We start from the raw sequence: 12,831 nt of genomic DNA, 5'->3' as shown, positions 1-12,831 counted from the left end.
AGCCTACATTTGTCCTGTCGCCGGATCGCCCGGCACTCACGAACCAAGGAGCAGGACATGAGCACATCGGAAAAGGTCGCCCTCGTCACGGGCTCATCGCGCGGCATCGGCGCGGAAATCGCCCGCCGTCTCGCCCGGGACGGCTTCCGGGTCGTCGTGAACTACGCGGGCGGCGCGGGCCCGGCCCGGGAGGTGGTCGACGCGATCGCCGCCGACGGCGGCGAAGCCATCGCGGTGCAGGCTGACATCGCCGACCCGGCGGCGGTCGCCGCACTGTTCGACGCGGCCGAGCAGGCGTTCGGGCGCATCGACGTGGTCGTCAACAGCGCGGGTGTCATGAAGCTCGGGGCGATCGCCGACTATGACGACACCACGTTCGACCAGACCGTCGCGATCAACCTCAAAGGCACCTTCAACGTCAGCCGCGAGGCGGCAAAGCGCGTGCGCAACGGCGGCCGCATCGTCAACCTGTCGTCGACGATGGTCGGCGTGCGCCTGCCTACCTACGGCGTGTACGTCGCGACCAAGGCAGCCGTCGAAGGACTGACGCAGGTCCTCGCGCAGGAGATGCGCGGCCGCGGCATCAGCGTGAACGCCGTCGCGCCGGGGCCGGTCGCGACCGAGCTGTTCCTGGAGGGCAAGAGCCCCGAACTCGTCGATCGGCTGGCAAAGATGAATCCGCTCGAGCGGCTGGGCCAGCCCGGGGACATCGCCGGCGTCGTCGCATTCCTCGCCGGCCCCGACGGCGCGTGGGTCAACGGCCAGATCCTGCGCGCCAACGGCGGCATGTGCTGACGGACACCGATGAATCGCGCGAACAGGCCGCCCGCCGCGGCTCGCGCCAACCCGCTCGCAGGAGATCGATCATGAAGGAAGTCATACTCGTCACGGGCGCGTCCAGCGGCTTCGGCCTGCTGACAGCCCAGGCGCTCGCCCGCGCCGGCCATACGGTCTACGCGTCGATGCGCGAGAGCGCCGGCCGCAACGCGCCGCGCGTCGCCGCCATCGCCGACTACGCGCGGGAGCACGGCGTCGACCTGCGCACCGTCGAACTCGACGTCGGCGACGACGCATCCGTCGCTGCCGCGATCGAGCGCGTGATCGCGGACAACGGCCGCCTCGACGTCGTCGTCCACAATGCCGGCCACATGGTGTTCGGCCCGGCCGAAGCGTTCACGCCCGAACAACTGGCGCAACTCTACGACATCAACGTCGTGTCGACCCAGCGCGTGAACCGCGCTGCGCTGCCACACCTGCGCAGCCGCGGCCGCGGCCTGCTCGTGTGGGTATCGTCCTCGTCGGCGCGCGGCGGCATGCCGCCGTTCCTTGCGCCCTACTTCGCCGCGAAGGCCGCGATGGATTCGCTCGCGGTGTCCTATGCGGCCGAACTCGCGCGCTGGGGGATCGAAACGTCGATCGTCGTGCCGGGCGCGTTCACCCGCGGCACGAATCATTTCGCCCACGCGGGCAAGCCGGCCGACGCGGCGGTGCAGTCAGCGTACGACGACGGCCCGTACGCGGGCGTCGCCGAGCACGCGCTGAAGGGCCTTGCCGCACTCGAGCCCGCGGATGCCGATGCCGCCGCCGTCGCGACGGCAATCGTCGACATCGTCGGCGCGCCGTCCGGCACGCGCCCGTACCGCGTGTTCGTCGATCCGTCGCAGGACGGCGCGGAGGAGGTATTCCGCGTCGGCGATCGCATTCGCCGCGAGATGTTCAGGAACATCGGACTCGCCGACCTGCTTGCGCCCCGCATCGGCAACTGATCCGCCGCGCGCCGGGCCGGCCGGCGCGCCTCAGTCTCGCTCGCAGAACCCGAGGATTGCCGCCGCGACCGCCGCCGGCGCCTCCCGCTGCGGGAAGTGCCCCACACCGTCCAGCACCTGTCGCGCGTAGCGCCCCGTAAAGAACCGCTCGCGACCGGCCGAGCCGTCCGGGTGATTGCAGGTATCCGCGCCGCCATGCAGCACGAGCGTCGGCACCGCCAGCACCGGTGCCGGGTTCAGCCGCGCGTCGTCGTCCGCGTAGGCCGGCGTGCCGGGCGCGAAGCCCCAGCGCTGCCGGTACGAATGCAGCACGACGTCGATCCAGTCGGGTCCGTCGAACGCCACCGCGGAGGCCTCAAATTCCGCATCGCTGTACCAGCCCGGCGGCGACCACGTGTCCCACATCAGGCGTGCGAACGCGCGACGGTCGTCGCGCAACGCACTCTCCCCGCGCGGCGTCGCCATGAACCAGTGATACCAGTAGTTGCGCGCCTGCTGCAGCGACAGCGGCTGCGCGGGATCGTTGGTGCCGTAGCCGACCGACAGCATCACCAGGTGCGACGCGACGCCATCGCGCAACCCGCATGCGTTCGCGGCCGCGCGGGCGCCCCAGTCGTGCCCGACCAGCACGGGCCGCTCGAGGCCGAGCACGTCGGCGAATTCGAGCACGTCGCGCCCGAGCGCCGCGAGCTGGCCGCTGCGCGGCACCGTCGCGTCGCGAAAACGGGTCGGTGCGAAGCCGCGCAGCGCGGGCGCAAGCACGCGATAGCCGCGGACAGCAAGGGCTTCCGCCACAGCCTCCCAGCCGACCGGGCTATCCGGCCAGCCGTGCAGCAACACGGCCACGCGTTCGCCGCGCGGATTCCATTCGAGATAGGCGAGTTCGAGCGACGCGGTCGTCGCAAATCGATAAGCGGTCATCGTGCACTCCGGTGGGTCAGTCTGAAGGTCGATGGTAGAGCCGCTTCTAATCACGATTCGCGGAGTATCATGATCCATTCTTCGAATATTGCGTTGAATCGACCGATGGAACCGCCGACCGATCCCGCGTCGACCGCCCTCGACATCGCGCTGTTGCGCACCTTCCTCGAAGTCGTCGACAGCCGCGGCTTCGCGCCGGCCGCGGAACGCCTCGCGCTGACCCCGTCCGCGGTCAGCGGCCACATCAAGCGGCTCGAACAGGCGGCCGGCACGATGCTGCTCGCGCGCACCACGCGCCGTGTCGCGCTCACGCCGGCCGGCGACACGCTGTACGCGTACGCGCGCAACATCGTCGACATGGAGCGCGAAGTGCGCGCCCGGCTGCGCGGCGCGCCCGCGCACGGCCGGCTGCGCGTCGGTGCGTCGGAAGACTTCGCGGGCACGTGGCTGCCGCAGGTGCTGCGCACGTTCCGCGACAGCCATCCGCGCACGTCGATCGAGCTGAAGGTCGGGATCACCGCGTCGCTGCTGCGCGAGCAGACGGTGGGCCGGCTCGACGTCGTGTTCGGCAAGCAATGCCGGCGGGTCGACGCACCGGGCGAACTGCTGTGGGAAGAACCGCTCGTGTGGGCGTTCGCGTCGGATACGGCGCTCGACGCCGAAGGCCACGTGCCGCTCGCGCTGTTTCCGGAGCCGTGCGTGTATCGGGAAGCCGCGGTGTCCGCGCTCGCCGCCGCGCTGCGGCCATTCCGCGTGCTGTTCGAAAGCGGCAGCATGGCCGGCTGCATATCGGCCGCCCTCGCCGGCTTCGCGGTCACGGCACTCGCACGCAGCCAGCTGCGCGACGGCCTGCGCGCGTGCGGGCCGCACGACGGTCTGCCGGCGCTGCCGGCCGCACGTTTTTATGCGTTCGCGTCCAGGCCTGACGGCGCCGGCGCCGCGCTGATCGACGCGGTGCGGGCCACCGGGCGCACCCGGCAATTCGCCGCGCAGGCCGGCTGAACGCGCGCGCCGGCCGCCATACCTGTCGCATACCGCCGGCACCCGCCGATCGCCGTCAGCGCGTTCAGGCACTGCGCCCGTCTTCAGTCGCCGCTCGCGGTCGCACCCGTGTCGTGCAGCGCATCCGCCATCAGCTCCCCGAACCACTCGATGAACGCGTTGAGCCGCCGCGACCGGTGCCGGCGATGCGGATATACGGCCGACACGTCCATCGGCGCGGCCCGATGGCCGGGCATCACCTCGACCAGCGCGCCGCTGTCGAGCAGGTGCACGACGTCGAAGCGCGGAATCTGGATCAGCCCCATCCCGGCCATGCAGCTCGCGATATAGGTTTCGGCGTTGTTGACGATCACGCGGCTCGGCAGCGCCAGCGTGTGGCGCCCGCCGTCCGCGCAGTATTCCCAGCCGAGCTCGCGCCCGGTCGTCGGCGACGCATAGCCGATCGCCCAGTGCCCGTGCGCGAGCGCATCCGGATGCTCGGGCACGCCGCATTCGCGCAGGTAGTCGGGGCTCGCGCAGTTGATCAGCGCGAACTGCCCGAGCGGCCGCACGACGAGACTGCTGTCCGCGAGCCGCCCGACCCGGATCGCGCAGTCGACACCTTCCTGCACGAGATCGATCGAGCGGTCCGTCGAGCCGAGCGACAGTTGCAGCTTCGGGTGGCGGCGAAACAGCGACGGCAGTGCCGGCGCGATCACGCGGCGCGCGATCCGGCTCGGCACATCGACGTTCAGCCGCCCGATCACGTCGCGATCGCGGCGCCGGAACAGCCGGTCGAGTTCGTCGGCTTCCGCGAGCAGGCGCCGGCCGCGCTCGAGCAGCAGCGCGCCGTCGGCGGTCAGCTGGACCTGCCGCGTCGTGCGGTGCAACAGGCGCGTGCCGAGCGCCGTCTCGAGCTGCTGGACAGCAGCCGACACGGTCGCGCGCGGCACGTCGAGCGCATGCGCGGCCTTGATGAAGCTGCCCATCTCGGCAACCTGAAGGAAGATTCTGACCTGGTCCAGCTTGTCCATCGGCAGGCGGAAAACGTGGGTTCAGACGCCCGTCACCGGCCACTGCCTCGCGTCGCGGCAGATCCCGGCGGCACAGACGAAACGGGCGCGCGGCTTCGTGCCCGCGCGCCCGTCCATTGTCCATGCAAACGGTCCATTGCGGGCCGCCGCACGCACGCGACGCCCCCTGCACGGCCCGTTACTTGGTCGTATAGCCGCCGTTGATCAGGATCGTCTGGCCGGTGATCCACCAGCCGTCGGTCACGAGATGGCGGATGAACGGCACGACGTCCTCGATGTCGGTGAGGCCCGTCTTGCTGAACGGCGACAGCGCGGCCGCCGTCTTGTGATACGCGACCGCGTCGGCGCCTTCGGCCGGATAGAAGAACGGCGTGTCCATCGGACCCGGCCCGACCGCCGTCACCGAGATGCCGCGCGCGCCATACTCCTTCGACGCGGCGCGCGTGAAGTGCTCGACCGGCGCCTTCGACCCTTCGTAGGCCGCATAGAACGGCGTGAACGCGCCAAGCAGCGACGTCACGAGCGTGACGAGCTTGCCGTGATCCTCGAGGTGCCGCCCCGCTTCCTTGATGAAGAAGAACGCCGACTTGCTGTTCACCGCGAACATCTCGTCGTATTCGGCCTCCGAGATTTCGGTGAATGGCTTCTTCAGCACCTTGCCGACAGTGTTGATCGCGATGTCGATCTTGCCGAAGCGCTGCTTCGCGTCGTCGAACAGCTTCTCGACCGCGGCGGCCGTCGTCAGGTCGGCCTGGAACGTCGCGGCTTGCGCGCCGGCCGCGCGCACGGCGGCGGCCGTCTCTTCCGCCTGCGCCTGCGACGCCGCGCTGTTGTAGTGAATCGCCACCGCCTTCGCACCGTGGCCGGCCAGGTCCCGGGCGATCAGGCCGCCGAGATTCTTGGCGCCGCCTGCGATCAGGACGACCTTGTCTGCGAGCGTGTGAGTAGCCACGGTTGACTCCTTTTAGCGTTGAATGAAGCTAGGAGTGTAGGCACGTGCGACGCGACGGTCAGCCGGGCGCGGCTGGATGGATTATCCAGAAAAACGATCCAATCACGAGGCCGGAACGGTGGCCTGCCCCACCGACGACCACCGCGAAATGTGCTCGATGCGGCATGACCCGATGCACGGCCGCCGGGTCGCGCGGGTCAGCGTGCGTACAGCACCGCGTCGATCTTGCCGAGCAGCCACTGCATGCCGGCCAGATGCTGCTGGTCGTGGCTGCACAGGTAGTGAAGGAGGCCGCGCACGGTCAGCGCACCGTAGCCTTCGAACTCGCCGGTACGTGCAAGCTGCGCGGGCGTGAGGCGTGCCACGAGGTCGAGCGTCTCGCGCCGTGCGTCGCGAATCGCCGCGAGCACGCCGGATGCATGCGCGGCGTCGTAGCGGCGTTCGAGCGCAAGCGCGTCGCCGTCGACCGACACGAGCAGCGGGTGATCTTCGTCGAGCATCCGCCGCAGCCGCACGTGGTAGCCGTCGATCTCGATGTCGCGCACGTGGCAGAGCTGCCCGAGCGGCGAGAAGTGCTCGCTCGGGATTCCGCTCCAGTCGTCGGGGGTCCAGCTCGCATAACCGTCCGGCACGGCGGCGAAATGGGCTTCGAGCTGGCGGGGAAAATCGGCGAGTGCATCGAACGTCATCGGATTCATGCGGCAAACCTCGTGTCGGATGAAGGCCGCGGCAGCCCGGGCACCGGCCTGCCGCCGCCGTGGCACGACTTCGCGCTGAAGCCGTACGCCCCTTGCCTGCGATGCCTGTCGGTCGCGAAGCATGAACGCGCGCGGCGCTCCGGCAGCTTACCAGCGCGGACGGGTTCGTGCCGCTGCCGGCACGCCGCTTGATAGAATGCGCGCGCTATGGATCTCGAAAGCATTCTCTACACGCAGGGCTTCGGCTCGCGCCGCCAATGCCGCGGCCTGATCGAAACGGGTCGCGTCACCGTCGCGGGCGCGAGCGCGACCGACCCTGACGCGTCGTTCGACACCGACGGTCTCGTGTTCACGGTCGACGACACCGCCTGGCCGTTCCACGCCCGCGCGTATCTCGCGCTGAACAAGCCGGCCGGCTACGAGTGTTCGCGCGAGCCGCAACACCACGCGAGCGTGTTCAGCCTGCTGCCCGCGCCGCTCGTCGCACGCGGCGTGCAGTGCGTCGGCCGCCTGGACCAGGACACGACGGGCCTGCTGCTGCTGTCCGACGACGGCCAGTTCGTGCACGCGTACACGTCGCCGAAGCGCAAGGTGCCGAAGACCTACGTCGCGACCGTGCGCCACCCGCTCGACGACGCCCAGCTGGACGCGCTGCGCGCCGGCGTGCAGCTCCACGGCGAGCCGAAGCCCATCGCGGCGGTCGCCGCCGACGCGCGCGACACGCGCGCGCTCGCGCTGACCGTCCTCGAAGGCAAATATCATCAGGTGAAACGCATGGTCGCCGCGGCCAGCAACCGGGTCGAGGCGCTGCACCGCGAAAGCATCGGCGGCTTCACGCTGCCGGACGACCTGGCGCCCGGCGCGTGGCTCTGGCTCGGGGAAAGCGACCTTTCAGCCCTGCGCAATCCCGTCAAAACCCTGTAAGGGAAAATCCGCACGACCGTTCGGTGTCCGGCCGCATCGCGGCCGCAGCATCCCCCGCTATACTGAAATCACAAGCTGTACGAGCAGCGATGCAGGGGAGACATCATGAACCTCAACCATTCTTTCGAACTGTCGTACGTGACGATCGCGTTCGCGGTCGCGGGTGCTCTCGTGATCGGCGGGCTGCTGGCCGCGATGCACATGAAGCACAAATATCATCCGAACCTGATCGGCGCACTGATCGGCGCGTTGCTGTGCTTCCTGCTGATCGAGGCGTTACCGGCGCTGACCTGACGTGCGGCCCGGCACGAGCGTTTGAAGGAATTCGTCTACGGTCGGATAGCGCAACGTCACGCACAATTCGGCCTTGAGCCGGGCATTGGACAGGCGCCGCGACTCGCGCATGAACGACAGGAGCGACGGCTCGAGCTGATGCTCGGCGTCCGCGCGGTTGATGCGCGGCGGCAGCGGCAGGCCGAACACCCGCGCGACCCGGTCGAAATACTCCCCCATCCGCAGTTCGCTGTCGTCCGACGCGTGCACGGCGCGCGCCGGCTTGCCGCGCACGGCCGCGCGGCGCAGGATCGTTGCGAGATCGTCCGCATGGATGTGGTTCGTGTAGACGTCGTCGGCCGGCTCGAGCGCCGGCGTGCCGCGCTCGAGCCGCGCGAGCGGCAGCCGGTTCGCCGCGTAGATGCCGGGAATGCGCACGATGCGCGCGGACAGCACGCCGCGCACCGTCGCCGCCCGCAGTTGACGTTCGGCCGACACGCGCCGGAACGCGCGCGGATTCGCGGGGCGCAGCGGCTGCGTTTCATCGATTCGCGCCCCGCCGCAATCGCCGTATACGCCCGTCGTGCTGGCGTAGACGAGCGTCGGTGCGCGAAGGGCGTCGGGTACAATACGCGCTGCCCGCCCCGGCACGCCGGCCTGTCGGGTCGCGGCGCGCAGCGTGCGAAGCCGGCCGACCGAAGACACCGACGGTGTGCAGGGTCGCCGTGCAGGCACGGACAATGCGGCGATCAGCGCACGGGTGCGGCGATCGTCGCGGCCGTCGGATTGCGGCGGCGCGAGATGCAGGATCGTGCGGGCGAGCCCCGCGATCCGTCCGAGCGTCGCCCGGCGATCGAGGTTGCCGACGATCGGCGTCGCGCCTGCCGCGCGCAATTCGTCGCGGCGGCCCGGATGGCTCGTCAGCGCGACGATGCGCAGGTTGCGGCGCGCGTCGCACCATTGCGCCACGCAGCGCAGGCCGACGTCGCCGCAGCCGACGATCAGTGCGCGCGGCCGGCGCAGGTTTCGAGTCGCGATCATGTTGGTTGCGAAATCAGTAGCCACCGTTGCGCGGCGCGCAACGGGCTTGCATTGTAGCTGCCGTGCGCGACATGCACGGTCCCCCACATTTTGTTCTTTTTGGTTCTATGGCATTCAACGTTACTCTCAAGCAAAGCGGCCGGCAGTTCCAGGTCGAGTCGGACGAAACCGTGCTGGCGGCGGCGCTGCGCCAGAACGTCCATCTGCCGTACGGGTGCAAGAACGGCGCGTGCGGCTCCTGCAAGGGCCAGATCGTGTCGGGCCAGATCGAACAGGGCCCGCACGCCGCGTCGGCACTGTCCAACGACGAACGCACGCGCGGGCTCGCGCTGCTGTGCTGCTCGAAGGCGCAATGCGACCTCGAGATCGACGTGCGTGAAATCGCCGGCGTCGACGGCGTGCAGGTGAAGAAGCTGCCGTGCCGGATCGCGGCGCTCGAGCGCCGCGCCGACGACGTGATGGTCGTGAAGCTGCAACTGCCCGCCAACGAGCGCCTGCAATACCTCGCGGGCCAGTACGTCGAGTTCATCCTGAAGGACGGCTCGCGCCGCAGCTATTCGATGGCGAACGCGCCGCACGAGGAAGGCCCGATCGAGCTGCACATCCGCCACATGCCGGGCGGCAAGTTCACCGACCACGTGTTCGGCGCGATGAAGGAGCGCGACATCCTGCGCTTCGAAGGCCCGCTCGGCACGTTCTTCCTGCGCGAGGATTCCGACAAGCCGATCGTGCTGCTCGCGTCGGGCACCGGCTTCGCGCCGATCAAGGCGATCATCGAGCACGTGAAGCATTCGGGCATCACGCGCCCGATGACGCTCTACTGGGGCGCCCGCCGCAAGAAGGACATCTACCTCGGCGAGCTCGCCGAGCAATGGGCGCGCGAGATCCCGAACTTCAATTACGTGCCGGTGCTGTCCGAGCCGGACGACGCCGACCAGTGGACCGGCCGCACCGGCTTCGTCCACCGCGCGGTGATCGAGGACCTGCCCGACCTGTCGGGTCACCAGGTGTACGCATGCGGCGCGCCGGTGATGGTCGAATCCGCGCAGCGCGACTTCACGCAGCACCACGCGCTGCCGGCCGACGAGTTCTACGCGGACTCATTCACGAGCGCCGCCGACCTCGCGCATCCGGTCTGAGCACCGGGCGCGCCCGCGCCCCGCTGCGCGCCGCCGTGTCACATCCGTGGCATCGCGGCGGTTTACAGTGGGGTGCGGGATGCCTTATGCTTGCGCACATGAACCGCTTCCTGTCCGCCCTTCGACGTCGCCGCTCGCCGCTCCGCCCGGATGCCGCCGGCTCGTCACGGACTCGCGCGTAACCCTCCTCCGCTTCACCGGTTACGCACAAGCTGTTCGACCCACCAGCCACGGCCTTCCGTGGCTTTTTTATTGCCCGTTTCCCTTTCAACGCCCGCTGGAGTCTGCTGCCATGCCCCTGAACGATTACCCGATCGACTCGCTGATGTACATCACGAACCGCCCCGACATCGTGTTTACGCACGGCAAGGGTTCGTGGCTCTACGATCACACGGGCAGGCGCTATCTGGACTTCATCCAGGGCTGGGCCGTCAACAGCCTCGGCCACTGCAACGATGGCGTGGTCGAAGCGCTGAAGAACCAGGCAGAAAAGCTGCTGAACCCGTCGCCGGCGTTCTACAACGAGCCGATGGCGAAGCTCGCGGGGCTGCTCACGCAGCACAGCGTGTTCGACAAGGTGTTCTTCACGAACAGCGGCGCCGAGGCGAACGAAGGCGCGATCAAGCTCGCCCGCAAGTGGGGCCGCAAGTTCAGGAACGGCGCGTACGAGATCATCACGTTCGACCACAGCTTCCACGGCCGCACGCTCGCGACGATGTCGGCCAGCGGCAAGCCGGGCTGGGACACGATCTACGCACCGCAGGTGCCGGGCTTCCCGAAGGCCGAGCTGAACGACATCAATTCGGTCGAGAAGCTGATCACCGGCAAGACCGTCGCGGTGATGCTCGAGCCGATCCAGGGCGAAGGCGGCGTGATTCCGGCGACGCGTGAGTTCATGCAGGCGCTGCGTGCGCTGACGAAGCAGCACAACCTGCTGCTGATCGTCGATGAGGTGCAGAGCGGCTGCGGCCGCGCCGGCACGCTGTTCGCATACGAGCTGTCCGGCATCGAGCCGGACATCATGACGCTCGCGAAGGGCATCGGCGGCGGCGTGCCGCTCGGCGCGCTGCTGTCGAAGGCCGACGTCGCGGTGTTCGAGGCCGGCGACCAGGGCGGCACGTACAACGGCAACCCGCTGATGACGGCGGCCGGCTATTCGGTGATCTCGCAGCTCGTCGCGCCGGGTTTCCTCGAAGGCGTGCGCGCGCGCAGCGAATACCTGAAGCGCAAGCTGCTCGAGCTGTCGGAGGAGCGCGGCTTCGAGGGTGAACGCGGCGAAGGCCTGCTGCGCGCGCTGCTGCTCGGCAAGGACATCGGCCCGCAGATCGTCGAGAAGGCGCGCGACATGCAGCCCGACGGCCTGCTGCTGAACGCGGCGCGCCCGAACCTGCTGCGCTTCATGCCCGCGCTGAACGTGACGACCGACGAAATCGACCAGATGATGGCGATGCTGCGGTCGATCCTCGACACGCTCTAAGGAGACCGCCGCGATGGATGCCGCTGCCGATGCCGTCGCCATCCGCCCGTTCGAACGCGCCGACACCGATGCCGTGCTGGCAGTCTGGCGCGACGCGTTCCCGCAGTACGACGAAGCCGGCGCGCCGCCGCACCGCGATCCGCTGCGATCGATCGAGCTGAAGCTCGCGACGCAGCCGGAGCTGTTCTTCGTCGCGACCTGCGGCGCGCGGGTCGTCGGCACGCTGATGGCGGGCTTCGACGGACATCGCGGCTGGCTCTACTCGTTCGGCGTGTCGAACGACGCGCGGCGACTCGGCATCGGCCGCGCGCTGATCGCGCATGCGGAACGCGCGCTCGCCGCGCGCGGCTGCCTTAAGATCAATCTGCAGGTGCTGCCCGGCAACGACGATGCGTGCTGCTTCTATGCGGCGCTCGGCTATCGCGTCGAGGCGCGCATCTCGTTCGGCAAGACGCTGCCGGCCGCGTGACGCCGCCGGCGGCCGCCGCCCTCAGCGCGTGATCGGCCCCGCGCCCGGCAGCGGGTTGCCGAGCGCGTCGGTCGGCACGGCCTGCTGCTCGAACGCCGCGAAATACGCGGCCCATTGCGACTCGCTCACGCGCACGATCAGCGCGCCGTCCTGCCACACGTCGTTGTGATCGTTGTGGTCATCGCCCGCGCGGTGCAGGTAGTTCGAGCCCGTCGAACCCTGGTTCATGTGCGTGTCGTGGATGCCGTTGCCTTCCCGATACGTGCGGCCGAACACGACGACGTCGAGCCCCTGCGACTGCGCGGCATTGACGAGCCGCAGCAGCGACGGGATCGGCTCCGCGTTCTCGGTGCCGTCCATCACCGCGCTCGCGCGCCATGCGCCCGTCTCGTTCAGGATGTCGCCGCGCAGATAGTCGAGCGCCGGCAGCGCGGCTTGCCCGGTGAGATCCGTGTAGCCTTCGGCCGCGGCCGCGAGCGTCGCCGTGACCGGATGGTGGAAATCGTAGACGAGCTTGTAGTTCAGCAGGTCGTCCGCGTCGTTGGTGCCGACGTTGATCGCGACGTCCCAGTCGCCCGCCGGCAACGCGAGCGTCAGGTGGATGTGATACTGGATCTCGCCGCCGTGCGGCGAGCCCTTCAGCTTCGCCACCGACGTCACCTTCGCCTTCACGAAACCGTAGTCCAGACTCATGCGTGCTCTCCGTGCCCGATGGATCGATCATGCTACGCAGCCCGCGTGTCGGTTTGCGGACGGCCGGTGGCGGACGGCCTTTACGCTACCGGGTCCCGCACCGCATGGCCGGCGTCACTGTCGAATGAATGGAGTCGCATCCGCGCGCACCGTTCGCCGCCGCGCGCGCCACACGAAAAAAAGGCTGTCACGGCATCCCGTGACAGCCTTTCGACAGCCCTTGCGCGGCACGCCGGCATCCGCCGTCGCGCCGCACCGGGCCCGCTCATTCACCCAGATACGCGGCCCGCACCTTCGGATCATCGAGCATCTGCTTCGCATCGCCTTCCATCGTGACCGTACCCGAATCCATCACGTAGCCGCGATCGGCCGCCTGCAGCGCCAGACGTGCGTTCTGTTCGACGAGCAGCACCGTGATGCCCTCCTTCGAGATCTCGCGCACCACTTCGAAGATCTTCTCGAC

At 69.1% G+C, this 12,831-nt stretch carries 14 protein-coding genes and 1 pseudogene; 8 read left to right on the top strand and 7 right to left on the bottom strand.

The window, feature by feature from the left end; all coding sequences use genetic code 11:
- Window positions 1-57: 57 nt before the first annotated feature.
- Window positions 58-795 (top strand): SDR family oxidoreductase, encoded by a 738-nt coding sequence (locus DIE21_RS26030; RefSeq protein ID WP_124500391.1) that lies wholly within the window; start codon window positions 58-60, stop codon window positions 793-795.
- A 71-nt stretch (window positions 796-866) separates the two neighbouring features.
- On the top strand, window positions 867-1,766 hold the full coding sequence (locus DIE21_RS26025) for an SDR family oxidoreductase (protein WP_124500390.1): 900 nt from the start codon (window positions 867-869) through the stop codon (window positions 1,764-1,766).
- A gap of 30 nt (window positions 1,767-1,796) precedes the next feature.
- Here DIE21_RS26025 and DIE21_RS26020 read toward each other — a convergent pair whose 3' ends face one another.
- Complete coding sequence (locus DIE21_RS26020; protein WP_124500389.1) at window positions 1,797-2,687, bottom strand: alpha/beta fold hydrolase; 891 nt, start codon at window positions 2,685-2,687, stop codon at window positions 1,797-1,799.
- Window positions 2,688-2,792: 105 nt separating this feature from the next.
- Here DIE21_RS26020 and DIE21_RS26015 point away from each other — a divergent pair, with 105 nt between their 5' ends.
- Window positions 2,793-3,689: a LysR family transcriptional regulator gene (locus DIE21_RS26015; RefSeq protein ID WP_124500388.1), complete on the top strand. Its 897-nt coding sequence runs from the start codon at window positions 2,793-2,795 to the stop codon at window positions 3,687-3,689.
- 83 nt (window positions 3,690-3,772) lie between these two features.
- Here the strand turns inward: DIE21_RS26015 and DIE21_RS26010 are convergent, their stop codons facing one another.
- From DIE21_RS26010 to DIE21_RS26000, 3 genes are all read right to left on the bottom strand, one after another.
- Entirely contained in the window at window positions 3,773-4,702 is a 930-nt protein-coding gene (locus DIE21_RS26010) for a LysR family transcriptional regulator (RefSeq protein WP_124500387.1), read from the bottom strand.
- 178 nt (window positions 4,703-4,880) lie between these two features.
- The gene (locus tag DIE21_RS26005) at window positions 4,881-5,654 is read right to left on the bottom strand and encodes an SDR family oxidoreductase (RefSeq protein WP_027785181.1); all 774 of its coding nucleotides are present in this window, start codon (window positions 5,652-5,654) and stop codon (window positions 4,881-4,883) included.
- Window positions 5,655-5,851: 197 nt separating this feature from the next.
- Window positions 5,852-6,352 carry a DinB family protein gene (locus DIE21_RS26000; RefSeq protein ID WP_124500386.1) on the bottom strand — a complete coding sequence of 167 codons (501 nt, stop codon included), beginning with the start codon at window positions 6,350-6,352 and terminating at the stop codon, window positions 5,852-5,854.
- Between the two features lie 207 nt (window positions 6,353-6,559).
- Between DIE21_RS26000 and DIE21_RS25995 the strand changes: the two genes are divergently transcribed.
- Together DIE21_RS25995 and DIE21_RS25990 are read left to right on the top strand one after the other, a co-directional pair.
- Window positions 6,560-7,276, top strand: a complete 717-nt coding sequence (locus DIE21_RS25995; RefSeq protein WP_124500385.1) for a pseudouridine synthase — start codon at window positions 6,560-6,562, stop codon at window positions 7,274-7,276.
- Between the two features lie 105 nt (window positions 7,277-7,381).
- Entirely contained in the window at window positions 7,382-7,570 is a 189-nt protein-coding gene (locus DIE21_RS25990; RefSeq protein ID WP_124500384.1) for a hypothetical protein, read from the top strand.
- Here DIE21_RS25990 and DIE21_RS25985 read toward each other — a convergent pair.
- Window positions 7,553-8,590, bottom strand: a complete 1,038-nt coding sequence (locus DIE21_RS25985; protein WP_124500383.1) for an NAD-dependent epimerase/dehydratase family protein — start codon at window positions 8,588-8,590, stop codon at window positions 7,553-7,555. The genes DIE21_RS25990 and DIE21_RS25985 overlap by 18 nt on opposite strands.
- A 107-nt stretch (window positions 8,591-8,697) precedes the next feature.
- Between DIE21_RS25985 and DIE21_RS25980 the strand changes: the two genes are divergently transcribed.
- The 3 genes from DIE21_RS25980 to DIE21_RS25970 all read left to right on the top strand — a co-directional run bounded on the left by DIE21_RS25980 (window position 8,698) and on the right by DIE21_RS25970 (window position 11,675).
- On the top strand, window positions 8,698-9,729 hold the full coding sequence (locus tag DIE21_RS25980; RefSeq protein WP_124500382.1) for a CDP-6-deoxy-delta-3,4-glucoseen reductase: 1,032 nt from the start codon (window positions 8,698-8,700) through the stop codon (window positions 9,727-9,729).
- A gap of 292 nt (window positions 9,730-10,021) precedes the next feature.
- Window positions 10,022-11,206, top strand: a complete 1,185-nt coding sequence (locus DIE21_RS25975; protein WP_124500381.1) for an acetylornithine transaminase — start codon at window positions 10,022-10,024, stop codon at window positions 11,204-11,206.
- A 13-nt stretch (window positions 11,207-11,219) separates the two neighbouring features.
- Entirely contained in the window at window positions 11,220-11,675 is a 456-nt protein-coding gene (locus DIE21_RS25970; protein WP_124500380.1) for a GNAT family acetyltransferase, read from the top strand.
- Between the two features lie 21 nt (window positions 11,676-11,696).
- Here DIE21_RS25970 and DIE21_RS25965 read toward each other — a convergent pair whose 3' ends face one another.
- Both DIE21_RS25965 and DIE21_RS25960 read right to left on the bottom strand, forming a co-directional pair.
- Entirely contained in the window at window positions 11,697-12,368 is a 672-nt protein-coding gene (locus DIE21_RS25965; RefSeq protein ID WP_124500379.1) for a DUF2278 family protein, read from the bottom strand.
- A gap of 265 nt (window positions 12,369-12,633) precedes the next feature.
- Window positions 12,634-12,831, bottom strand: a pseudogene (locus tag DIE21_RS25960) (ABC transporter ATP-binding protein); the annotation flags it as partial.

The sequence above is a fragment of the Burkholderia sp. Bp9140 genome, from assembly GCF_003853425.1.
Lineage (GTDB): Bacteria > Pseudomonadota > Gammaproteobacteria > Burkholderiales > Burkholderiaceae > Burkholderia.
The sequence above is the reverse complement of the archived record's forward strand: the minus strand, read 5'-3'. Positions and strand labels throughout refer to the sequence as shown.

What these genes read in the sequence shown, in the direction of transcription:
- DIE21_RS26030 (WP_124500391.1), top strand. Translation starts at nt 58, where the DNA reads ATGAGCACATCGGAAAAGGTCGCCCTCGTCACGGGCTCATCGCGCGGC.
- DIE21_RS26025 (WP_124500390.1), top strand. Translation starts at nt 867, where the DNA reads ATGAAGGAAGTCATACTCGTCACGGGCGCGTCCAGCGGCTTCGGCCTG.
- DIE21_RS26020 (WP_124500389.1), bottom strand. Translation starts at nt 2,687, where the DNA reads ATGACCGCTTATCGATTTGCGACGACCGCGTCGCTCGAACTCGCCTAT.
- DIE21_RS26015 (WP_124500388.1), top strand. Translation starts at nt 2,793, where the DNA reads ATGGAACCGCCGACCGATCCCGCGTCGACCGCCCTCGACATCGCGCTG.
- DIE21_RS26010 (WP_124500387.1), bottom strand. Translation starts at nt 4,702, where the DNA reads ATGGACAAGCTGGACCAGGTCAGAATCTTCCTTCAGGTTGCCGAGATG.
- DIE21_RS26000 (WP_124500386.1), bottom strand. Translation starts at nt 6,352, where the DNA reads ATGAATCCGATGACGTTCGATGCACTCGCCGATTTTCCCCGCCAGCTC.
- DIE21_RS25995 (WP_124500385.1), top strand. Translation starts at nt 6,560, where the DNA reads ATGGATCTCGAAAGCATTCTCTACACGCAGGGCTTCGGCTCGCGCCGC.
- DIE21_RS25990 (WP_124500384.1), top strand. Translation starts at nt 7,382, where the DNA reads ATGAACCTCAACCATTCTTTCGAACTGTCGTACGTGACGATCGCGTTC.
- DIE21_RS25985 (WP_124500383.1), bottom strand. Translation starts at nt 8,590, where the DNA reads ATGATCGCGACTCGAAACCTGCGCCGGCCGCGCGCACTGATCGTCGGC.
- DIE21_RS25980 (WP_124500382.1), top strand. Translation starts at nt 8,698, where the DNA reads ATGGCATTCAACGTTACTCTCAAGCAAAGCGGCCGGCAGTTCCAGGTC.
- DIE21_RS25975 (WP_124500381.1), top strand. Translation starts at nt 10,022, where the DNA reads ATGCCCCTGAACGATTACCCGATCGACTCGCTGATGTACATCACGAAC.
- DIE21_RS25970 (WP_124500380.1), top strand. Translation starts at nt 11,220, where the DNA reads ATGGATGCCGCTGCCGATGCCGTCGCCATCCGCCCGTTCGAACGCGCC.
- DIE21_RS25965 (WP_124500379.1), bottom strand. Translation starts at nt 12,368, where the DNA reads ATGAGTCTGGACTACGGTTTCGTGAAGGCGAAGGTGACGTCGGTGGCG.